The sequence below is a fragment of the Edaphobacter paludis genome (assembly GCF_039993895.1).
GTDB lineage: Bacteria > Acidobacteriota > Terriglobia > Terriglobales > Acidobacteriaceae > Edaphobacter > Edaphobacter paludis.
The window spans coordinates 173,029-196,520 of the sequence record NZ_CP121194.1; the positions used below are offsets into that span (position 1 = coordinate 173,029).

The following is a 23,492-nucleotide window of genomic DNA, read 5'->3' on the forward strand; positions in this document are numbered from 1 at the left end:
AACTATGTCAACGAAAGCACCCAGTTCCATTCTCGATCCCGGCTTGTCACTTACGCTGCGGCCAATGCAGTATCCGATCTTCTTTGAGATGTTCAAGGATGGAATAAAAAATACGTGGACAGTGGAAGAGGTCGACTTTTCGACTGATCTTGTCGACCTGCGTTCGCGACTAACTCCCGCGGAGATTCATCTGATTCAGCGGCTTGTTGCGTTCTTTGCGACGGGAGATTCGATTGTTTCCAACAACCTTGTCCTGAATCTTTACAAGCACATCAACTCACCGGAGGCGCGGCTGTATCTGTCGCGACAACTGTACGAAGAGGCCGTGCATGTTCAGTTTTATCTCACGTTGCTGGACAACTATGTTCCCGACCCGGACGCGCGGGCGGCTGCATTTGCGGCTGTCGAGAACATTCCTTCAATCACGAAGAAGGCGCAGTTCTGCATGCGATGGATGGATTCGATCCAGAAGCTAGACGAGCTGCGCACGCCGGAGGAGCAGAAGCAGTTTGTGCTCAACCTGATATGTTTTGCCGGATGCATCGAAGGCCTGTTCTTCTTTGCGGCGTTTGCTTATGTGTATTTTCTGCGGTCCCGTGGATTGCTCAATGGACTCGCCGCGGGAACGAACTGGGTATTTCGTGATGAGAGCTGTCATCTGGAGTTTGCGTTCGAAGTAGTGAACGTCGTGCGGACTCAGCACCCGGAGCTGTTTGATGCGGCGCTGGAGGCAGACGTGGTGATAATGATGAAGGATGCGGTGGAGTGCGAGTTGCAGTTTGCCGAAGACTTGCTATCCGGCGGCGTTGCGGGTCTGTCGGTGCGCGAGATGCGGCAGTATCTGGAGTATGTGGCGGACTCCCGCGTCGTGCGGTTGGGGATGAAGCCGATCTTCGGTTCGAAGAATCCGTTCGCGTTTATGGAGCTGCAGGACGTGCAGGAGCTGGCAAACTTCTTCGAGCGCCGGGTCTCTGCGTATCAGGTTGCGGTCGCCGGTGAAGTCGCCTTCCACGATGACTTCTAGTTTGCAGCAGACACCGCTATCTCTGGATAGCGGTGTCTGCAGGGCTGGGCTTTGCGGAGACCTGGGACGGCGTGGGGAGCTGTGTTCTGTCCCATCCTCCACCGAGCGCCTGGATCAATTGCACTGAGGAGGTCATTGCCTGAGTGCGCAGTGTGGTCAGTGTCTGCTGATCGTTGAGCAACGTGGTCTGCGCTGTGACCACGTTGATATAGGGATCGATGCCAGTCTGGTATTTTGCGGTTTCGAGCGTGACGAATTGTTCGGCGGACTGCTCGGCTTCCTGCTGCTTGAGAATTTGTTGCGAGAGGATGCGGACAGAGGCGAGGGAGTCTTCGACCTGCTGGAAGGCAGTGAGAACAGTCTCGCGATAGGTGGCCACATCGGCGTTGTAAGTGGCCGTGTATTGCTGGACGGTGGCGCGGCGCAGTCCGGCATCGTAGAGGGTCTCGGAGAGCGATGGGCCAATCGACCAGAAGCGGCTGGGCCAATCGAAGAAATGTTTGAAGGTTGAGCTTTCAAAGCCGCCAGAGGCACTGAGGACAAGGTTGGGATAGAAGGCGGCGTCGGCGATGCCGATCTGCGCGTTGGCCGAAGCCATAGCGCGCTCGGAGGCAGCGATGTCGGGGCGGCGTTCGAGAAGTTGCGACGGCATACCAATTGGGATGGCGGGCGGTTTGGTTTTGAGCGCTTTGATGGTGACAGAAAAGCTGGATGGGTTTGCGCCGATGAGGACTGCGATGGCGTGCTCATACTGCGCGCGAAGGACGCCAATGTTGACAGCCAGGGATTCGGCATTCTGGAGGGTGTTTTGCGCTTCGACTACAAGGAGCTGGTCTCCGATTCCCGTCTCGTAGCGAGCGCGGTTGTAGTCCAGTGCCTTTTGGTCGGCTGCGATGGTGGCTGTATAGAGCTCTTGCAGAGCGTCCTGACCGCGGAGCTGGAAGAAGAAGAGCGCGAGGTTGGCCTGCTCGGTGAGGCGCTCGTTCTCGAGGTCGGCGGCGCTCAGTTGTGCCTGGAACTGATATTCGCTGACGGTGTTGCGGATGCGGCCCCAGAGATCAGGTTCCCAGGAGACGTCGAAGGGCAGAGAGGTGAGGGTGCTTTGCGATCCGGCGTTTACGGAGGAGCCGTTTGTTCCTGTAGAGTTCTTCAGATTGGCCGAGGAGCGGGAACGCTGGTAGGACGGCCCGAGACTCGCGGTGGGGAAGAGTTGCGCATGGGCCTCGCGGACGATGGCGCGAGCTGCCATGAAATTCTGAAAGTAGACTTTGATGTTCTGGTTGTTGATGTTGAGCTGGTCTTCGAGCGCGTTTAGTTCGGGATCGTTGTAGATCTCCCACCATTTGCCGTGGAGCATGGCATCCTGCGGCTCCGCGACCTTCCAGCCATCGGTGTCCTTGAACTGAGTTGGTGACTCTTTATAGGAGATCGGCGGGGCCTGCGCTGTGGCCGGGGGTGTGTGGTATTTCGGGCCGACGCGACAGCCGGTAAGAAGCACAGCTGCTGCGATGGCGGGATAGATGGCGGCTTTGAATCGAAGAGTAGTCATAGTTTTAGACCGTAATGCTCGTACTAATCTGTTGCAGGGGTTGGGCTGGCCGCAGGGTGAAAGGCGCCATGTTTTCTGCCCTGGATGCGAAGACGAATGCGATCGAGAGTGAGATAGACAACGGGTGTGGTGTAGAGCGTGAGGAGCTGGCTCACCAGCAGGCCTCCTACGATCGTGATGCCAAGTGGGCGGCGAAGCTCGGAGCCCATGCCGGTCCCAAAGGCCAGAGGGATAGCTCCGAACATAGCGGCGGTCGTAGTCATCAGGATGGGGCGGAATCGCAGCATACAGGCTTCAAAGATAGCTTCCTCAGGATTCATTCCTTGTTCGCGTTCGGCCTGGAGGGCAAAGTCGATCATCATGATGGCGTTCTTTTTAACGATGCCGATCAGCAAGACGATGCCGATGATGGAGATGACGTTGAGGTCCTCGTGGAAGAGGAGAAGAGCGAGCATCGCGCCGACGCTGGCCGAGGGCAGCGTCGAGAGAATGGTGATGGGATGCACGAGGCTTTCATAAAGGATGCCGAGTACGATGTAGACCGCGAAGATGGCGGTCAGGACGAGCATCGGCTCACTGCCGAGAGAATCCTGATAGGCCTGCAGCGTACCGGCGAAGAAGCCGTGGACGGTGGAGGGAATCCCCATTCGCTCCTGCATCTGGTCGATAGCGAGCGTCGCGTCGCTGAGCGAGACGCCGGGCGCGAGATTGAACGAGATGGTGTTTGAAGGGAAGAGGCCGGTGTGGGGCAGATCCAGGGGAATGGTGTCCGCGTGGTACGTAGCCATCGTGGTAATGGGTGCGTTGGCGGTTGCTGTCAGGTTGGTGCTTCGGCCAGAACGCAGGTAGATATTTTTGAGGCCTTCGGGGCTTTGCCAGTATTGTGGGGCGACCTCAAGGACGACGTAGTACTGGTTGAGCTGCGTGTAGATAACAGAGACTTCAGATTGACCGAAGGCGCTGTAGAGAGACGAGTCAAGGGACTGAGCAGTCTGGCCTAAACTTGCAGCCTTGACGCGATCGTAGTGCACCAGGATATCCAGGCCGCCGTTCTGCTGATCGCTGTTGACGTCCTGCAAGCCAGGCAGGTGTTTCATCTGGGCAAGGACGAGCGGGCCCCATTTTGCCAGGTCGGCGATGTTGTCCGCCTGCAGGGTGTACTGGTAGAGTGCCGCGCTGGAGCGCCCGCCGATGCGAAGATCTTGTGAGGCCTGGAGAAAAGTCGAAGCTCCGGTAAGTTTATTCAGCTTGGGGCGAAGGCGATTGATCACTTCGGGAGCGCCAATCTTGCGAACGTCGAGCGGCTTGAGCGTGATGTAGACGAAGCCGGTGTTGCCGCCGCCGGTGAATGCGATCACGGTCTGCACGGCAGGGTCTTTCATCACGACATCTTCTACCTGCTTTGTGGCGGAGTCCATCGCAGGAAAAGATGCGTCCTGCGGGCCCTGGATTCCTCCGGCGATTGCGCCGGTATCCTGCTGAGGGAAGAAGCCCTTGGGGATTTTGATGACGATGGCAACGTTGAGAAGGATGGTCAGGAAGAGGACCGTCAGGGTGAGGCCGGGATTTTCCAGGACCCAGTGGAGGCTGCGGCGATAGAGCGACAGCACCCACTCGAAGAACCGCTCATTGGCCAGGTAGAGGCGGCCATGCTTTTGTTTGTGCTCGTCTTTGAGGATGTACGCGCACATGGTAGGCGTAGTGGTGAGAGAGATGACCATCGAAACGAGGATGGCAGTAGAGAGAGTGATGGCAAATTCACGAAAGAGGCGGCCAACGATTCCGCCCATGAGAATCAGCGGAATGAATACCGCGATGAGCGAGAAGCTGATGGACATCACGGTGAAGCCGATCTCCTGGGCACCCTTCAAGGTGGCGGCAAAAGCACCCATTCCGGCTTCAAGATGGCGGGTGATGTTCTCCATGACGACAATGGCGTCGTCGACGACGAAGCCGGTAGAGATGGTGAGTGCCATCAGCGACAGGTTGTCGATGCTGTAACCGCAGAGATACATGACTGCCAGCGTGCCGATGAGAGAGACGGGGACGGCAACAGCGGGGATCAGCGTGGAACGGACATTGCGAAGAAAGACGAAGACGACCAGGATGACGAGAACAATCGAAAGCATCAGCGTCCACTCAACATCGTGGACCGAAGCCCGGATGGTCGTGGTGCGGTCGAGCATGACGGTGATATCGATCCCCTGTGGAATCGAAGCCTTCATGGAAGGAATCGATTCCAGGATTCGATCGTTAGTGTCGATGATATTTGCGCCGGGCTGGCGGTGGATGATGATGTTGATGGCGCGTTTGCCGTTGAGGTATCCGCCGTTACGGATGTTCTCCACGGAGTCGATGACGTCCGCGACGTCGGACAGATGGATGGCTGCACCATTCTTATAGCCGACGATGAGGGGCTTGTAATCCGCGGCCTTCGAGATCTGATCATTGGCCAGAATGTCCGCGGTGATATTGCCGTCGGTGATCTGACCTTTAGCAAGAGCGGAGTTCTGTAAGCTGAGCTGCGACTGAAGATTCGCCATGGTGAGGCCATAGCTTGCAAGCTTGGTGGGGTTGACCTCGACGCGAACGGAAGGAAGCGCTCCGCCGCCAACATTGACCTGACCGACGCCCTCGATCTGGGACAGCTTCTGTTGAAGGACTGTCGAGGCCTCATCGTAGACTTTGCCCGGATCGTACTTATCGGACGTAAGAGTCAGGATCATGATCGCGGCGTCCGCCGGGTTAACCTTGCGATAGGTGGGATTTCCCGGAAGGTTGGCAGGGAGATACGTCCGGGCCGCGTTAATGGCCGCCTGGACATCGCGTGCGGCCCCGTCGATATTACGGCTCAAGTCGAACTGGATGGTGATCTGTGTCGAGCCGAGACTACTTGAAGAGGTCATCTCGGTGACACCGGCGATATGGCCGAACTGCCGTTCGAGCGGTGTGGCCACGGACGAGGCCATGATCTCCGCGCTGGCTCCCGGGAGACCTGCGTTGACGGAAATGGTAGGAAAATCAACCTGAGGCAGGGGCGATACAGGAAGTACAGTGAACGCAATTCCACCGACGACCGCAATAGCGATAGTAAGCAGAGTCGTGGCCACAGGCCGGTGGATGAAGGGAGCTGAAATGTTCATGGCTGCCCTGCGGATTGCGGCTCTCTGTCCGGATGCGGGCTTCCCCGCTTGCTGGAGAGACGAGTCGCGATGCCATCGAAGAAGATATAGATGACAGGGGTGGTGTAGAGAGTAAGCACCTGGCTGAGAATCAGGCCGCCCACCATGGCGATGCCGAGCGGCTTGCGCAGCTCAGAGCCTTCGCCTGAGCCGAAGGCGAGCGGGACACCAGCCAGCAGCGCCGCCATCGTGGTCATCATGATCGGGCGGAAGCGGAGTAGGCACGCCTCGTAGATGGCCTCGGTGGCATTTTTGCCGCGCTCCCGCTCGGCTTCGAGGGCGAAGTCCACCATCATGATGCCGTTCTTCTCAACAATACCTATCAGTAGAACCAGTCCTATGATCGCGACGATGCTGAGGGACTGATGAAAGATGATGAGCGCGAGAAACGCGCCAACGCCGGCAGAGGGAAGTGTGGAAAGAATAGTGATGGGATGGATAAAGCTCTCGTAGAGGACGCCAAGCACAATGTACACGGTGACGAGCGCGGCGAGAATGAGCAGTGGTTCATTCGATAGCGAGTTGCGGAAGGACGCGGCTGTTCCCTGGAAATCTGCCTGAAGGCTCGCCGGCATGTGCATGTCTTTCTGCACTTTGGTAATGGAATCGATGGCGCCGCCCAGTGAGCCGTTCGGAGCAAGATTAAAGGAGACGGTGATTGCCGGAAACTGTCCCTGATGGGTGATGGAGAGCGGTTCTGTCGTGCGCTCGAAGTGCGAGAAGGCGCTGAAAGGGACGGCGTTGCTGGTTGCGGAGCTGGTGCCTCCGGCAAACCCCGCGCCCTGACTGATGGCGTCTGCGCTCGATGTGAGCGGACTGGGAGGTGGAGCGAGCGTGTTTGATGAAGGGGTGTAGAGCGCGGAGGTAGTCAGCGCGTTTGATCCTGCCGACGTAGATCCGCGGCCTGATGCCGACGAGCCACCGGCACCGCTAGTTCCAGCAGCGGCGTTGGACTGGATATATAGATGACTGAGCATATTGGGGTCGAGCTGGAACTGCGGCTGGGCCTCAAGGATGACGTGATACTGATTGAGCTGCGTGTACATCGTGTTGATCTGACGCTGGCCAAAGGCATCGTAGAGCGTGTTGTCGATCGTGGTGGGAGCGATGCCGAGGCGGGATGCGGTGGCACGGTCGATGACGAGATCGATGGCCAGGCCTCCCGTTTGCTGGTCCGTGGCGACGTCTTCAATCTGCGGCAACTGCTTCAGCTTATTGACGAATTTGGCTGTCCACTCGTTCAACTCGTTTTGGTCGGGGTCTTCGAGTGTGTACTGATATTGCGTGCGGCTGACACGGTCATCGACGGTGATGTTCTGCACCGGCTGCATGTAGAGCTCGATGCCCTGCACCTGGTTGAGCTTCGTCTGTAACCGTCGGATGACATCCGAGGCGCTCAGGCTTCGCTGAGACAGTGGCTTAAGGTTGATCGACATTCTGCCGCTGTTAATGGTGGTATTGGTTCCGTCAGCACCAATAAATGACGAGACGCTTTGAACCGCCGGGTCCTCAAGAATGACCTTCGCAAGCGCCTTCTGCTTGGTCGCCATCGATTGAGAGCCAATGGTCGGCGCGGCCTGCGAGATGGCCTGGATAACGCCGGTATCCTGAACCGGAAAAAAGCCTTTGGGTATGATGATGTAAAGCAAGACCGTAAACACGAGCGTTCCAAGAGCTACAAGCAGCGTGGTGGTCCGATAGCGAAGAACGACCTCGAGCGTACGCCCGTAAAAGGCGATCATGCTCTCGAAGACGCGTTCGGAAGACTTGAAGAAGCGGCCCTGTTCCTCGGGCGGAGTGTGCTTGAGGATGCGTGATGCCATCATCGGCGTAAGCGTTAGCGAGACCACCGCGGAGATGATAATGGTGACGGCGAGGGTGACGGCGAACTCTCGGAAGAGACGGCCAACGATGTCTCCCATGAACAGCAGCGGGATCAAGACAGCGATGAGCGACACCGTCAAAGACATGATGGTGAAGCCAATCTGCTCGGCACCCTTGAATGCCGCTTCCATCGGTGAGTCGCCCGCTTCGAGATAACGAGAGATATTTTCGATCATGACGATGGCATCATCCACGACGAAGCCGGTGGAGATGGTGAGCGCCATGAGTGATAAGTTGTCGAGACTGTAGCCCAATGCGTACATGACCGCAAAGGTTCCGACCAGGGACAAAGGCACGGCGACGCTGGGGATAATGGTGGCATAGAGATTCCTCAAAAAGAGGAAAATGACCATCACTACAAGGGCGATGGTAAGTAGCAGCTCAAACTCTACGTCCTTGACGGAGGCCTGGATGCCTGTCGTCAGATCGGTGAGCGTAGTGATCTGGATGCCCGTAGGGAGATCTGCCTGCAGTTGCGGCAAGATCTTCTTGATGCTCTTGACCACGCTGATCGTATTGCCGCCGGGCTGCCGCTGAATGTTGACGATGACAGCCGGTGTCTGGTTCATCCACGCGGCCTGAACGCTGTTTTCAACGCCATCCACAATGGTGGCTACGTCGGTGAGCATCACTGGCGCGCCGTTGCGATAGGCGACGACGACCTTCTTATAGTCGCCGCTGGTGACAAGCTGGTCGTTAGCGTCGATCTGATAGTCCTGACGCGGACCATCGAAGTTTCCCTTGGCGGCGTTGACGCTGGCTTGTGAAACGGCGGTGCGGAGGGCCTCAAGATCGATGCCGTAGGAAGACAGTGCCGAGGGATTGACCTGGATGCGCACTGCGGGCTTCTGGCCGCCGCTGATGCTGACCAGGCCGACCCCGCTGAGTTGCGAGATCTTCGGCGCAAAGCGGGTGTCGATAAGGTCCTCGACCTGCGAGAGCGGCAGCGTCTTCGAGGTGATAGCAAGCGTCAGGATCGGCGCATCTGCGGGATTCGTTTTGTTGTAGATAGGCGGTGAAGGCAGGTTGGCCGGAAGAAAACTTTGCGACGCATTGATGCCTGACTGCACCTCCTCTTCCGCAACGTCGATGTCGAGATCGAGACTGAACTGGAGAACGATGACAGAGTTGCCTCCGGAGCTGCTGGAGGTCATCTGGCTGAGGCCCTGTAGCTGGCCGAATTGTCGTTCGAGCGGTGCAGTAACTGTAGTGGCTACGACTTCAGGACTCGCTCCGGGATAAAAAGTGACGACCTGAATCGTGGGGTAGTTCACTTCGGGCAGGGCGGAGACAGGCAACTGCGTGTAACCAACGATACCCACCAACATAATTGCCGCCATAAGCAGCGACGTTGCAACGGGGCGAAGAATAAACGGGCGTGAGGGACTCAAGGAGCTTCACTCCCGGTGGTGGTGCTGGCGGCGACAGGCGGTTTATGCGAAATGGTGACCTTGGAGTTCTCCTGCAGCTTTTCGAAGCTGCTGTCGGCAACGACGTCACCAGGGCTAATCCCTTCGACCTGGGTGGTGTTTTCGTCCGTCACGCCCGGCTTCACTGTGCGAACATGGGCCGTATTGTCTTGAATAATGTAGACAAAAGCCTGCTGCCCATTATGTTGAATGGCGGAGGAGGGAAGCAGGGTTACACCGTGGAGAGTGTTTACCAATAACCGCGTGTTGACGAACTCGTTGGGAAAGAGAATGCCGTCTTTATTATCGAAAGAGGCGCGCGCCTTGACGGTTCCGGTGGTTGTGTCAATCTGGTTATCGAGAGTAAGCAGCGTGCCGGTGGCAATTTTATTCAGAGAGGTTCGGTCGAAGACATAGACAGGAAGCTTTGTTCGCTGGCGAAGACGAGGCTGGACCTGGCCGAGATTGTCTTCGGCAATCGTGAAGATGGCGGTAATGGGCTGTATCTGGGTGATGACCGCGAGCGTGGTCCCGCCTGAAGACTGCACGACGTTGCCCGGATCAACCAGCCGCAGACCGATCCTGCCGGTGAAGGGCGCAGTAATGTGGCAGTAATCAACCTGGACCTGGTCGAACTGCACCGCGCCCTGGTCGTTTTTAACAGTCCCTTCGTCCTGAAGAACGATTTTTCCCTGATCGTCGAGTGTCTGCTTCGGAATCGCATTACGGTTCCAAGCGTCTTGATAGCGGGTCAGGTCCATCTTTGCCTGGGCGAGGATATTTTCATCCCTCTGCAGAATGCCCTGTGCCTGCAGCAGTGTGGCACGGTAAGTGCGTGAGTCGATGTCAATCAAAGGAGCGCCCTGCCGGACGATCTGTCCCTCTTGGTAATGTACGGCTGTAACGATTCCGTTTACCTGGCTGGTGATCGATGCCATATGAACCGGCGTGATGGTGCCGATCGCGTCGAGGTAAACGCCAATGTCGCCCTTCTGCGCCGTAGCAGTGGTGATAGTGGCCGTTCCACCCGCGCCGCGGCGCGAGGGCTGCTTCGCCGGGTCGTTAGAACGACGCATAATCAGGAAGAATCCTATCGCAAAGATCAAAAGGATAACGACCCAAACGATAATCCGGACGGTCTTGTGGTGCTTCTCGTGCTTCTGGTGCTTCTGGTGATCCGGAGCAGGAGCCGGGAGTTGGTGGTCCGGGCTGATAGTGGGGTGTTCCTGTGAATCGGGTGACAATGTGTCTCCTGGCCAGACGGGAAGGTTCGGGCTGAATGCTGCCAGTCCGTTTACATATTGACGCTTAAGTACCCCTGTCTGGACTCAGCCGGGGCAAAAGCATTTTGTTTTCTCAGAAACAGAATAAACGAGGCTTGTTACCGCCTAATAATGTCCAACTCTAAACTTCTGCTCATTTCTAACCAATTCAAGATACATACGTCGCAGATTGGACTTTATACACCGCGGTGCTGAGGATACGAAAGCAGTCTGATCTTCGCTACCCTTCTGCCTCGTCATGCACCGGTTTCTTCGCCGTGGCCAGGATTTTCTCGGCTACGGGCTGAGGGACCACGTCGTAGTGGTCCATCTCCATATGAAAGCTGCCGCGGCCCTGGGTAATGGAGGTGAGCGTCGTCCCATAGGTAAGCATCTCAGCCATTGGGACTTCGGCGCGCACGATGGTTCCCGCCCCGCCACTGTCCATGCCCTGCACCCGACCGCGCCGGCTGTTCAGATCACCGATGAGTGCGCCGGCGAAGTCGTCCGGTGCCTCGATCTCGACATGCATCACCGGCTCCAGAAGGACGGGTTTTGCCAGCTCCATGCACTTGCGGAATGCGGCATGAGCGGCCAGCTTGAACGACATCTCGCTGGAGTCGACGTCGTGATAGCTGCCATCGAAGAGCGACACTTTGAAATCGACCACAGGGTAGCCGGCAAGATAGCCGCGGGCCGCCGACTCGTTGATCCCCTTTTCCACCGCAGGTATGTACTGCCGTGGAATCGCCCCGCCGAAGATATCGTTGACAAAGACGATGCCGCTGCCGCGTGGAAGCGGCTCCATGCGGATCTTGCAGTCGCCAAACTGGCCGTGGCCGCCGGTCTGTTTCTTGTGGCGGCCCTGCGCCTCCGCCCGTGCTCGGATGGTCTCGCGGTAAGGAACCTTCGGGGCCTTGAGCGTTACCTCGGTATGGTAGCGGCGCTTCAGCTTGAATACGATGGCCTCGATATGGGGCTGACCCGCCCCCGCGACCAGGAACTCGTTCGTCTGCGGATCGCGGAAGAATCGCACCATCTGGTCTTCTTCCATCAGTTTGTGCAAAGCCGGAGCGAGTTTGTCCTCGTCCGCCCGGCTCTTCGGTTCAATGGCGTAGGTCATCGCGGGCTCTGGCATGGACACCGGCTCGATGAAAATCTCGTGCGCCTTGTCGCCCAACGTGTCCCCGGTGAGGGTAACCCGCAGCTTGGCGACCGCCCCGAGATCGCCCGCATGCAACTCCGGTACTTCGATCGCCTTCCGTCCCTGCATGATGGAGAGGTGGGCCAGCCGTTCGGGTTCCTGCCGGGTAAAATTCTGTACCGTGGCGTCTGTCTTCACCATGCCACTGACGACCTTGAAGAACGAGATCCTGCCTGCGAAAGGATCGGTCATCGTCTTATAGACGTAGAGGGCCGCGGGCTCCGTATCGTCGACGCGCCGCATGACAATCTCCTCCTGAACGTCCTCAGGCAGAGTCGCCGCCTCCCCATTGCCCGCGTTGGAGTTACCGGCGTTCGAGTTGCGGATCCCCCCGGCGGCCACGGGCTCGCGCTCGATTGGGGCCGGAGCATAGACCTTCAGGAAATCAAGAAGATGGTCCGTCCCCACATTTCTCAGGCCACTCACATAAAGCACGGGAAAGATCCGATCTTCACGGATAGCCTCATGCAGGGCAGCGATGAGGTGATGCTCGGGGATAGTGCCTTCGTGGAAGAACTCTTCCATCAGTTCGTCCTTGCCTTCGGCGACAAGCTCGACCAGGGCTTCATGCGCGACCTTCGCATCCCCGGCGACGGATTCGGGAATCTTGCCTGCTTCGCCGTGGCCATCGCCATCCGGTTGATAAAGATATGCCTTCATCGTCACCAGGTCTACGACACCGTGGAAGCCGTGCTGATCGACAATCGGCAACTGCACCGGCACCACCTGACGTCCCCACTTCTGCTGCAGAAGTTCGATCATATGCTGCCGCCCGATCCTGCTATCGACTTTAGGATGGTCCACCTGGTTCATGACGATGATGCGAGGCAAGTTGACCTCGGCCGCATACCTCCAGACACGATCGGTCACAGCCTCCGCTCCGATCTGGGCATTGACCACGATGAGCGCAGCTTCGACGGGCAGCATGGCCGCGCGCGCCTCGTGAACGAACATATGAAAACCGGGGGTGTCGATCAGGTTGATCTTCACGCCGCCCCACTCGGCGAAGGCCAGTGCATTGGCCATGGTTGTCCGACGCGCCACGTCTTCTTCGTCATACGCGGTCACGGCAGAGCCATCTTCCACACGCCCCTTGACTGGCGTCATCTTTGCTGCATGCAGCAAAGATGAGATGAGGGTTGTCTTGCCACTATGGGAGTGCCCTACGACGGCGACGTTGCGGATATCATTTCCCGAATAAACCTTCATCTGGAGATCCCTCCTGAACCTGATGGACCGTCAATACACTACACTCCAGCGGCAAACCGCGGCCGGATTCAGCCCCACTGAAGGGCCTGCTTCCGAGGAAATGGGATGCTATCACAGCCGGAAATGATCTATTGTTTACCTCCTGAGTCCGAAATTGAACTAAACTTTCGCTGTCCCATAAAACCGGAATTTTCAGCTTCGTAAGCGATAACGCGAGAGAGCAGTAAAACCTTCATTTGACAGACGAATATCAGAGCAAGTAAACATGAGGGGTTGTGATAGCGCAATCATATCTAGCTTTCAAAACCAATTAGGACGATCGGCTTGCCAGAACGTTCAAAGGAACGGCGATGCAGAGAGGCAATCGATGCATCGTTCCGGCGCCCTCACTCGCATCTCGTTCTCCCTCCGTTTGTGCATCAACTTCGGAGCAGTGAGGACAAATGCGAAGGTAGCAATCGAAAACAGAGGCAGCGCGCCGCTGTCTCATACGAACTGGTATCAGCTCAGCAGTTGCACGTTTATTTATTAAGTAAGTAAGGAGTTGTACATGACCTCTTTTTCGCGCCTTCATGCTGTAAGCAACTGCGCTGGAGTCTTGCTGACTTCGGCGTTATTGCTTACGCCGTTCGGCCCTTCCGCCAGTGCTCAGCATCGAAGGCATGGCTCGGAAATTCCGGCAACGCTCTCTCCACAGTCGCAACAGGTGGTCGAACGCCTCGGCGCCTTTGACAACCTGCCCGCGGATTCATGGCGGTCCCACGTCGGCAACGTCGCCCATGGCGAAGCAGTCGACCTGGACGATAGCAGCTGGCCCGTTGTAAAGCCCGGAACCGAGGCGACCAAAGACGCTGTCTGGTACCGCCAACTCGTCGAGATCCCTAAGACGCTGAACGGCTACGACCTTACCGGAGCCCGCATCTGGTTCAAGTTCAATGCTCGCGGCGACCGTTCGATGCCGCAGATCATCTACTTCAACGGCCGCCGTGTCGCTCTCGGCGACGATCTCGAGCCTATTGTTCTGTTCGATAACGCGAAACCTGGCGAAAAGATCCTTGTCGCGGTCAAACTCCTGCCCACGGTCAGCGTGAAGAGATTCGGCGGGGCGGCGATGAAGATCGATTTTGCTTCCACAAGGCCGAATCCAGAGGATCTGCGCGACGAGTTTATCTCTACCGCTTTGCTCGTTCCCTCGCTCTCGAAAGACGCCACCAAGGATTTTGCCACACTCCAGCATGCCATCACTTCAGTCGATCTGGGGGCGCTTGATTCGGGCAACCAGAAGAAGTTCGACGCATCCCTGACGGAAGCGAAGAACGAGATCGAACCGCTCAAGCCGATGCTCCAGCAGGCCACCTTTCATCTCACCGGCAACTCTCACATCGATGCGGCCTGGCTGTGGCCCCGCACTGAGACCGTGGATGTGGTGAAGCGGACCTTCGGCTCGGCATTGCAGTTAATGAACGAGTATCCGAACTACACCTACACTCAGTCGGCCGCGCAGTACAACGAGTGGATGGCCGAGAAGTATCCTGAGATGAACGAAGAGATCAAGAAGCGCATCAAGGAAGGCCGATGGGAGGTCGTCGGCGGCATGTGGGTTGAGCCTGACCTGAATATGCCCGACGGCGAGTCGCAGGTGCGCTCCATCCTGCTCGGCAAGCGCTGGTTCCAGAAAGAGTATGGCGTCGATGTTCGCATCGGCTGGAATCCCGATTCTTTCGGTTACAACTGGCAGCTTCCGCAGATCTACAAGCGCTCCGGTATCGACTACTTCGTCACCCAGAAGATGACCTGGAACGATACCAACCAGCTTCCGCTCAAGCTCTTCTGGTGGGAGGCGCCGGACGGAAGCAAGGTACTGACCTACTTCCCCGAGGGCTATGGCAACACCGATCTCGGCCCGGTGAGACTCTCCAAAGATCTCGTGCAGGCACGGAAGCGTTCCCCCGGTCTCGACGAGATGATGGACTTGTATGGAGTCGGTGATCATGGCGGCGGCGCAACCCGTTCGGTGCTTGATCAGGGCGACCATTGGGCGGAGTCGGACAAGATTGTGCCGAACATGAAGTATGGTCTCGCGCAGCCCTTCTTCACCCATGTCGAGCAGGAGATTGGCGGCGATTCCCCGACGTGGGACTACAAGTCCATCGCCAAGGGATATACCTACCCAACGCCCGAGGAAGGCAAGATCCACATCCCGACTTGGAAGGATGAGCTGTATCTCGAGTATCACCGCGGCGTCTTTACCACCCAGGCGAATCACAAACGCAACATGCGTGATAGCGAAGAATGGACGCTGAACGCAGAGAAGTATGCGTCACTGGCATGGCTCAATGGCGACTCCTATCCTAACGCACGGTTTACCGACGCGTGGGAGAAGATCACCTTCAACCAGTTCCACGATCTTGCCGCGGGCTCCGGAATCGGCATCATCTACAAGGATGCGCAGAAGGACTACGACCAGGTTCGCTGGGAGACAAATGAAGTCTCGACCAAGGCACTCCATACGCTCTCGGCTGAGGTAGACACGCACACCGTCAGCGGCGTCCCTGTATTTGTCTTCAATCCACTTGCGTGGAAGCGTTCCGGCCTCGCCGAAGTAGATGTCCAGTTGCCAGCAGCATCGGCCCATGGCGTCTCCGTTCTGGACGCAAACAATCGTGTCCTGCCTTCGAAGGTGTTGTCGAGCGACTCGAAGACAAACTCCTACAAACTGCTGATCGATGCGAAGGACGTTCCTTCCATGGGTTACGAGGTGTTGCACGTTGTGCCGGAAACGAGGCCTTTCGTCAGCGACCTGAAAGCCAGCGGAACGACGCTGGAGAATGCGGCGCTTCGCGTCGTTGTCGATCCTTCGAATGGCTGCATTACGAGCCTGTTCGATAAGAAGTCAAACTTCGAGACGATTGCGAAGGGCGGCTGCGGCAACCAGCTTCAGACCTTCAAGGACACCCCCAAGGAATACGACGCGTGGAACATCGATCCAGGCACGCTCGACCACAACACTCCCATCGATCAGGTGGACTCCGTCCAGCTCATTGAGAAGGGACCGATGCGCGCAACGATCCGCGTGACGCGCACCTGGCAGAGTTCGAAGTTCGTCCAGGACATCACGCTCTATGCCGGTGCGGACACAGTCGTTGTTGGCAACGATATCGACTGGCACGAGACGCACGTATTGTTGAAGGCGGCGTTCCCACTCGCAGCATCCGGGCCAGAGGCGACGTACGAAATTCCCTACGGCACAATCCAACGGGCAACCACGCGCAACAATAGCTGGGAGAAGGCGCGCTTCGAAGTGCCGGCCATACGCTGGGCTGATCTGGGCGATGAGCAGCATGGCTTCAGCCTGATCAACGCAACCAAGTATGGATATGACGGACAGGACAACGTGCTGCGGCTCTCGCTGCTGCGCTCTCCTGTGTCGCCGGATCCTGATGCCGATCGTGGTCCACACCACTTCAGCTACGAGCTTTATCCTCATGCCGGAACGTGGAAGAACGCGCGGACCGAGCGTGCAGGATACGAGTTCAACTACAAACTGCGTGCCAGCCAGGTCGAGTCGCACACGGGCAGTCTGCCTCGCGAGCATTCGTACATTTCGGTAACGCCGGAGAATGTTGTTCTGACCGCCGTCAAGAAGGCGGAAGATGACAACGGACTTATCTTCCGTGTGTTCGAGTGGGCGGGTAAACAGTCCGATGTGGTCTTCACCTTACCCAGGGGCGCGACCTCGGCGACAGAGACCAACTTGATGGAGAAGCCAGTCGGCTCTCCGTTGAGTATCTCTGGAGATAAGGTCACAGTGCCAATCCATCCTTACGAAATCCTCTCCATCCGCGCGGACTATCCTCATGAAAGCGCGGAGGCGAAGAACGAAAAATAGGTAGATCGAGTAGTAATAGAAACAGTGATGCCGCAGAGTGACTCTGCGGCATCACTGTTTAAGGGTGCTTCTATCTGTAACCCCGGCTGGTATCAATAACAACGAGTCATCAACGTCAGGGCGGCCAATAATCTTTGCCGGGACAAACCCTGTCAGTCCTTCCGCATCACATCGCTTGTCGGTCTGTGTTCGACTTTCGGCGCTCCCACTGCCGCTAATGCCCTAATCATTTCGAAGCCGCCGGCGTACTTTGTTCTTAAGGAGACCCGGAGGCGCATAAACACAAGTTCAAAGAATAAGCGGCTCATTCCCGAACAGGCATCACCCTGTCGGCAAAGAATGGCCGAGACAAAGACGCAGCGACTTTTTCGGAGGCAGTTCATGAACACCAGATATTCCAGCTTCTTTCTTCGCCTCACGCTCATCGCATTTGTCCTGTACCTGGCCAGACCAGCGTACGGACAATTCAATGCCAGCCTCTCCGGAACGGTGCAGGATTCGACAGGCGCCATCATTCCCAATGCGACCGTGACGTTGACTGAGCCTGCCACCCATCAAACGCTGAAGGCGACGACCAGCAGCGATGGCGTTTACCACTTCAATGAACTGCCTCCGGCACATTACACTCTGGCGGTCACGGCCAGCGGCTTCAAGGCGTCTACATTCGCCGATGTCGCACTTTCGGCAGAGACACCGCGGAATTTGAACGTGACCCTCAGCACCGGCGATGTCTCGGAGACGGTGACCGTCAATGCCAATGAGGTCTCCGCACTCCAAAGCGCAGACGCAAGCATCGGTAGCACAATCTCTAACGAAGCGATCCAGCGTCTGCCAGTCATCGGCGGAAACCCGTATGAGCTGCTGCGGACCTCTCCCGGCATTACCGGAGACGGCGCGCGCGCCGGCAACGGCAACGCCGTCTATCTGCCGAACGGTGCCGGCCCAGGAGGATCGTCGCGCGGCATCTTCCAGACCGAAAACCAGACACAGATTTCAGCGAATGGCCAGCCAGTAGCGGCTAACACCTATAGCGTCGATGGCGTTACCGTAGATTCCCTCACACATGGCGGCGCTGCAGTAGTCACTCCCAATCAGGAAGCCATCGGCCAGATTACGGTTCTTTCGACCTCATACGATGCCGCCGACGGCCGCAACTCGGGCGCTCAGATCAAAGTTGTGACCAAGAGTGGAACCAACGATCTGCATGGTTCACTCTACTTCCTATACGACGAGCCCGGCCTTAACGCCTTCGCCAAGTATGGTGGCCCCGACGGTCAACTGCCGCTTCGCGTTGAGACGAAACAACGCACCTACGATGCCTCTCTCGGCGGCCCCATGATCAAAGACAAACTATTCGGATTCGCTTCCTACTCCGGATTCGGCCTGGGTGCGAATACCACAATCTCACAGTATATTGAAACTCCCGAATACAGATCGCTCGTCGCAGCCCAGCGCCCCGGAGGCATCACCACCACCATCGTTACCTCCCCCGGCGTTACCCCGCGCATCGTCAACCTTCTTTCCATGGATTGCTCTGCCTACGCCAACAATCCCGGTCTTTATACGCCCGTCAATGGGGTGCCCCAGACTGCGTCCGGAGGCCCTTACTGCAAACCAGCGGGCAGTGGAGTCGATATCGGCTCTCCCACGGCAGGTGGAGCGTCCCAACTGGGCATGTACACGCCATCCGCGGCGACCAACCCTGCTACCTACATCGGCGGCGGCCTGGATGGCATACCCGATATAGAGTATGCGCAGCTTCTGGTGCCCAATCATTCTCGGGGAAATCAGTTCAACGGTCGGGTCGACTGGTACGCAACGGCGAAGGACCAATTCGCCGGCAGCTTCTATCTCACCAAGCTCGACAGCTACGGCACCAGCGGCGCGGCCGATTCACGCCCGCAGTCCGATGTCCCTTTCAAGCCTCTCAATACCGCCGTCACCCTTATCTATATCCACACGTTTTCGCCAAGCTGGCTGAATGAGCTACGCGGCAATGGCACCCGTTTCGCCGAAAACGCCCTTCGCGACGGCGCGGGCACGATCAACTACGGCATACCCTACATCAATGTCCAGGGCATGCCCTTCTCCAACACGCTCAACTTCGGGGTCCAGCAAGGTAGCACCAATCCTGCGATCTTTGCCGAAAATACCTACGAGGTTCGCGATCAGGTCACCCATACCTTTGGCTCCCATACGCTGCGGATCGGAGGCGAGGTCCGTTTCGAGCAAGACAATGACAAGCTGGCCGGAACCACGCGCCCTGTCTATGCCATGCAGGGCCTTTGGAACTTTGCCAACGATGCGCCCATCTTCGAGAGCATCACGGCAAGCACAGTAACGGGGGGACCGCCCGACACCCAGCTCTACCTTCGCTCGAAGGACATCGCGCTCTACGCCCAGCACGACTGGAAGGTAACGCCGACTCTCACTCTCAACACCGGCTTTCGTTATGAGATTTACACACCGCTTAGCAACAAGACCGGCAACATCAGCAAGCCCGTACTCGGTCCGGCCGGCTCCGAACTCTCCGGTATGACGCTTGTTCCCACGCACGATCTCTACAACACAGACTACGGTCACTACGCGCCGAAGGTCGGTTTTGCGTGGACCCCGTCCATCTATAACGGCAACGTTGTCCTGCGTGGCGGCTTCGCCGTCGCCTACAACCATCTCGATGCCGGCCTGTTCAACACGCAGGCCATCGACAACGCTCCCGGAGCCGCGACCTTCAACGTCTGCTGCGGCCAGGACACCAGTCCTTTCGCCGCCGGTCAGATCAAGTACTCCCTCGGCACCAGCATCTCCCCCGACAGCTATCCTGCAAACCCGGCATTCGCGGGCGGAGTCAACGCCAACGGCTTCCCTAAAAACGGCTCCCAGATCGAGTTGTATGGCGTCTCCGGCCGCATCCGGAATCCAGTTAGCTATCTCTATTCGCTTGAGACACAAACTCAATTGCCCTCGAAGATCGTCCTGACCGTCGGCTACGGAGGCAGCCTTGCCCGGCACAACCCCCGCCTGGTCAACCAGAACTTCCTTTATAACAACACCGGTTCTCCGACCTATGCCGCTTACTTTGCCTCGACCGACTCCGTGCAGGCTTACAACTCCCTGAACGTCCGCGTCGCCCGCACCTTGAGCCATGGCTTCCAGATCGAAGGCAACTATACCTTCTCCAAGAATATGGACCAGGTCTCGAACGGAGACGGCGCCAACTCCAACGCCAACCAGACCAATCCGGCGAACAACAAGTCGGAGTATGGCCCTTCCGACTACGACACGCGCAACCGATTTACCATCTCGGCCCTCTATACGACGCCCAAAGTGCACTCCAGCAACTTCCTCGTCAAAGCTGTCGCGAACGGCTGGCAGGCAAACACCATCATCACTGCTCACTCAGGCTTCCCCTGGACGCCCGTAACCTACAACCTGCAATCGAATATCGTTCCCAATGCAGCCACGGTTTCGCCCACTCGCCCAATCGGCATCCTGTACGGCGCCGGTCCGATCGGTCGTAGCTGTTCGAATGGCGCCTTCGTCAGCGGCTCTAACTTCCCGGATAGGACCATCGCCGGCGGAGCCTCCGGCACGGCAGGTGGTCAGAATTACTTCGATACCACCGCGCCCACCCCGCCCCCGGGACAAAACTACGTCTACACCCCCGGCATCGGCCGCAACAGCTTTACTGGCCCCTGCTATCGGGACGTCGACATCAGTCTCGCCAAAGAAGTGCAGTTTGAAGCTCTCAGCCACACCGCAACCCTGCGCTTCCAGGCGAATATGTTCAACGCCTTCAACCTGCTCAACCTGACTCCTATCAAGAACGGCAACTCCGACCCCGCAGCCAATATTCAGAACGCGGACTTTGGCAAAGCGTCGAGCGCCGATGCTGGACGCCAGATTGAGTTCCTCATGCGACTAAACTTCTAATTTGGGATACATGAAAGGCGGAGCCCATCCGCTCCGCCTTTCAACTAAACATCTGGAGCGCTCGATGAACTTATTTTCACGCCACCTACCGTCTGTGGGCTCAGCAGTCCTCCTCTCTTTCTGCATGGGGCTCCAATCTCCAGCCCAGGCCCCCAGCGCATCGAAGATAGAGACCATCAGCGTCAATACGAAAGCGCCCACCACTCCCTTCCCCCACTTCTGGGAACAGACCTTCGGCTCTGGCCGCGCCATCCTCTCGCTTCGTCAGGACTATCGCGAAGACCTCCGCACCGTAAAGCAAGCCACCGACTTCAAATCGGTTCGCTTCCACGGCATTTTCATGGATGACGTCGGTCTCTACGACCCCGACCGCAAGCCCATCAAGTTTGCCCAGATGACGAACGCCGAAGCGGCCCCCGAGGCATCGGATGCAGGAATCTACAACTTCTCTTACATCGACCATATCTACGATGGCCTTCTGGCCAATGGTGTCCGTCCTTTCGTCGAACTCAGCTTCATGCCGAAGAAGATGGCCTCCGACCCCAACGCGCTGCACGCCTTCTGGTACAAACAGAACGTCTCCCCGCCAAAGGACTATAAGCTCTGGGACGACATGATCACCGCCTTCGCCCAACATCTCGTCGACCGTTACGGCATTGACGAAGTAGCGCAGTGGGATTTCGAGGTCTGGAACGAGCCCAACATCGACTTCTGGGGCGGCAACCCGAAACAGCCCACCTACTTCGAGCTATACGATCACACCGCTCGCGCTATCAAGAAGGTCAACAGCCGCCTCCGCGTTGGCGGCCCCTCAACCGCGCAAGCCGCATGGGTCGCCGCATTCCTCGATCACTGCAAGCAGAACAATATCCCCGTCGATTTCGTCAGCACCCACGTCTACGGCAACGACACCGCAAAGAACGTCCTCGGCACCGACGAGAACATTCCCCGCGACCGCATGGTCTGCCGCGCCGTCAAGATGGTGCACAACGAAATCACCGCCTCGCCCTACCCCAAAATCCCGCTCATCATGAGCGAGTACAACGCCAGCTACGCCAACGAGCCCGACGTAACCGACAGCATCTACATGGGGCCCTGGCTGGCCACCACCATCAGCCAGTGCGACGGTCTTACCCAGTCCATGAGCTACTGGTCTTTCTCCGATGTCTTTGAAGAGCAGGGCGTCGTGCGCACACCGTTCTACGGCGGCTTCGGTCTTCTTGCTGAAGACGACATCCCCAAGCCCGCGCTTAACGCCTTTGCCATGCTTCACCATTTGGGCGACCGCCGTATTAAGCTTGACTCCGACTCCGCCCTCGCCACCCGCAGCGCGGACGGTTCCATCGCAGTCGCGCTTTGGAACTATGCGGCACCCTACGGCACTGGTGCGGCCTACACCCCTCCACCAGCGACCGCCGCCCCATCTAAAACCTTTATTCTCAAGCTGGAAGGCGCAGCCTCGACTGCACCTATAGAAATCTGGCGACTCGACGCCGACCACGGCAACGTGCTCAAGACCTACGACGCAATGGGGCGCCCCGCGTTCCCCAGCCGCGATCAAATCGCCAAACTCCGCGAAGCAGGCAAGCCCTCGCCGCCGGAAGCTTCATCACTCAAAAACGGCAGCCTCACTATCGCCATCCCACCGCAAGGCCTTGTCCTCGTCAAACTTGGCGGCAAGGCAACCGATTAAAGAGATAGTTGCACAGGGAGCAGGGAGAATCTACTTGCCGGTGTAATAACCATCTCGAGTCTGGATAAACACGTTCTTGTCCTTGGGAGCCGTCAACTCGATTTCGTGATATCCATCTGAGGCAGTCTCTTTGTCTGGAGTGAAACCAAGTCGGTACTGTGCGCGAAGTTCCTCGGCGATCTGCTTATAGATATCTGCAACGGTCTGCTTCTTACTGAACTCAAATACGCGCCCACCAGTCTCGCTTGTCATTCGCTCCAGAATCTTCTTACCATCGACGCGGGTTTCGCCACCACGTCCACCGCCCGGATAGCCACCGCCCCCGTTTCGTCCACCGCCTCCGCCAGGGTAACCTCCGCCCCCACCCGGATAGCCGCCGCCTGGAAATCCGATGCCTCCGCCGCGCCTGCCGCCTCCGCCGGGAAACCCGCCGCGGTTGTCTTGGCTTCGTTGCTGTTCTCCCTTGAAGTAGATCGCGTAAAGAATGGTGTCGGCCCGCTGCGCTGCCTCGATCGCGCTTGTCAGGCTTTCCTTGCTTCCTCGATCCACGCCATCGGTCAAGAGCACCAGAGCCTTTCGCCCTTGCTGCTTTGCCATCAGTTCGTCGGAAGCAAGGAAAACCGCATCGTAAAGCGTTGTTCCCCCTCGGGCGGACCTCCGCTGGTTGTTGTCCGCGCTATCCGTGTCGCTCGAATCTCGGCTGCCAGAGGTGTCCACCTCAAGCTCCTTGAGCGCAGCCTGCAACTTCGGTTTCGAAGCAGTCAGGTCCTGCAACAGCTCCGTCTGATGCGCGAACTGAATGACAAACGCCCGATCCTTATCGGATGCCAGCATCCCATCCAGAAAAGCACCGCTTGCCGTTCGCTCCTCATCGAGCATATTGGCGACAGAACGGCTGGTGTCGACCAGCAACCCCAGCGTCAGCGGCAGGTTGGTGTCCTTGTCGAAGTAGCGGATCGTCTGCGGATGCCCGTCCACCTGTAAGGAAAAATCCTCTTTGGCGAGAGTCTGGACCAGCGCGTTTTTCTTGTCGCGCACGACCACCGGCAGATTGACCAGCCGCGCATCCACCTCGATGGTGGGGGTCTTCGCAGACGCTTCCGGTGCGGGATTCGTCCCCTGCGCCCCAGCGCCCACGCCAGCGAGCGCCAGCCCTAATCCAGTTGAAACAGCCAGCATCCGCAAAAAGCAGCCCTGCGTTCTCATGGAGCTATAGACACTCAGTCCTCACGAATGTTTCGAGCCAATGCTGCC

10 protein-coding genes are annotated in these 23,492 nt (G+C 57.7%); 4 read left to right on the forward strand and 6 right to left on the reverse strand.

Annotated features, from left to right (window positions below):
- Positions 1 to 4 precede the first annotated feature (4 nt).
- Positions 5 to 1,024 (forward strand): ribonucleotide-diphosphate reductase subunit beta, encoded by a 1,020-nt coding sequence (locus P4G45_RS00670; RefSeq protein ID WP_348267773.1) that lies wholly within the window; start codon positions 5 to 7, stop codon positions 1,022 to 1,024.
- 16 nt (positions 1,025 to 1,040) lie between these two features.
- Here P4G45_RS00670 and P4G45_RS00675 read toward each other — a convergent pair whose 3' ends face one another.
- From P4G45_RS00675 to P4G45_RS00695, 5 genes are all read right to left on the reverse strand, one after another.
- On the reverse strand, positions 1,041 to 2,573 hold the full coding sequence (locus P4G45_RS00675; RefSeq protein WP_348267774.1) for an efflux transporter outer membrane subunit: 1,533 nt from the start codon (positions 2,571 to 2,573) through the stop codon (positions 1,041 to 1,043).
- A gap of 23 nt (positions 2,574 to 2,596) precedes the next feature.
- Positions 2,597 to 5,716, reverse strand: a complete 3,120-nt coding sequence (locus tag P4G45_RS00680; RefSeq protein ID WP_348267775.1) for an efflux RND transporter permease subunit — start codon at positions 5,714 to 5,716, stop codon at positions 2,597 to 2,599.
- Positions 5,713 to 9,030 carry an efflux RND transporter permease subunit gene (locus P4G45_RS00685; protein WP_348267776.1) on the reverse strand — a complete coding sequence of 1,106 codons (3,318 nt, stop codon included), beginning with the start codon at positions 9,028 to 9,030 and terminating at the stop codon, positions 5,713 to 5,715. Before P4G45_RS00685 ends, P4G45_RS00680 begins: the two co-directional genes overlap by 4 nt.
- Positions 9,027 to 10,292 carry an efflux RND transporter periplasmic adaptor subunit gene (locus tag P4G45_RS00690; RefSeq protein ID WP_348267777.1) on the reverse strand — a complete coding sequence of 422 codons (1,266 nt, stop codon included), beginning with the start codon at positions 10,290 to 10,292 and terminating at the stop codon, positions 9,027 to 9,029. Before P4G45_RS00690 ends, P4G45_RS00685 begins: the two co-directional genes overlap by 4 nt.
- 259 nt (positions 10,293 to 10,551) lie before the next feature.
- Positions 10,552 to 12,723 carry an elongation factor G gene (locus P4G45_RS00695; protein WP_348267778.1) on the reverse strand — a complete coding sequence of 724 codons (2,172 nt, stop codon included), beginning with the start codon at positions 12,721 to 12,723 and terminating at the stop codon, positions 10,552 to 10,554.
- Between the two features lie 550 nt (positions 12,724 to 13,273).
- On the opposite strand from P4G45_RS00695, the gene P4G45_RS00700 reads away from it, so the two are divergent.
- The 3 genes from P4G45_RS00700 to P4G45_RS00710 all read left to right on the forward strand — a co-directional run bounded on the left by P4G45_RS00700 (position 13,274) and on the right by P4G45_RS00710 (position 22,238).
- Positions 13,274 to 16,612, forward strand: a complete 3,339-nt coding sequence (locus P4G45_RS00700; RefSeq protein ID WP_348267779.1) for a glycoside hydrolase family 38 C-terminal domain-containing protein — start codon at positions 13,274 to 13,276, stop codon at positions 16,610 to 16,612.
- A 381-nt stretch (positions 16,613 to 16,993) separates the two neighbouring features.
- On the forward strand, positions 16,994 to 20,545 hold the full coding sequence (locus P4G45_RS00705) for a TonB-dependent receptor domain-containing protein (RefSeq protein ID WP_348267780.1): 3,552 nt from the start codon (positions 16,994 to 16,996) through the stop codon (positions 20,543 to 20,545).
- Positions 20,546 to 20,609: 64 nt separating this feature from the next.
- The gene (locus tag P4G45_RS00710) at positions 20,610 to 22,238 is read left to right on the forward strand and encodes a glycosyl hydrolase family 39 (protein ID WP_348267781.1); all 1,629 of its coding nucleotides are present in this window, start codon (positions 20,610 to 20,612) and stop codon (positions 22,236 to 22,238) included.
- A 30-nt stretch (positions 22,239 to 22,268) separates the two neighbouring features.
- On the opposite strand, the gene P4G45_RS00715 is transcribed toward P4G45_RS00710, so the two are convergent.
- Positions 22,269 to 23,417 (reverse strand): VWA domain-containing protein, encoded by a 1,149-nt coding sequence (locus P4G45_RS00715; RefSeq protein ID WP_348267782.1) that lies wholly within the window; start codon positions 23,415 to 23,417, stop codon positions 22,269 to 22,271.
- Positions 23,418 to 23,492: the final 75 nt, after the last annotated feature.

Bases quoted from the DNA above. Each gene is read 5' to 3' on its own strand.
- P4G45_RS00670 (WP_348267773.1), top strand. From the start codon at position 5: ATGTCAACGAAAGCACCCAGTTCCATTCTCGATCCCGGCTTGTCACTT.
- P4G45_RS00675 (WP_348267774.1), bottom strand. From the start codon at position 2,573: ATGACTACTCTTCGATTCAAAGCCGCCATCTATCCCGCCATCGCAGCA.
- P4G45_RS00680 (WP_348267775.1), bottom strand. From the start codon at position 5,716: ATGAACATTTCAGCTCCCTTCATCCACCGGCCTGTGGCCACGACTCTG.
- P4G45_RS00695 (WP_348267778.1), bottom strand. From the start codon at position 12,723: ATGAAGGTTTATTCGGGAAATGATATCCGCAACGTCGCCGTCGTAGGG.
- P4G45_RS00700 (WP_348267779.1), top strand. From the start codon at position 13,274: ATGACCTCTTTTTCGCGCCTTCATGCTGTAAGCAACTGCGCTGGAGTC.
- P4G45_RS00705 (WP_348267780.1), top strand. From the start codon at position 16,994: ATGAACACCAGATATTCCAGCTTCTTTCTTCGCCTCACGCTCATCGCA.
- P4G45_RS00710 (WP_348267781.1), top strand. From the start codon at position 20,610: ATGAACTTATTTTCACGCCACCTACCGTCTGTGGGCTCAGCAGTCCTC.
- P4G45_RS00715 (WP_348267782.1), bottom strand. From the start codon at position 23,417: ATGCTGGCTGTTTCAACTGGATTAGGGCTGGCGCTCGCTGGCGTGGGC.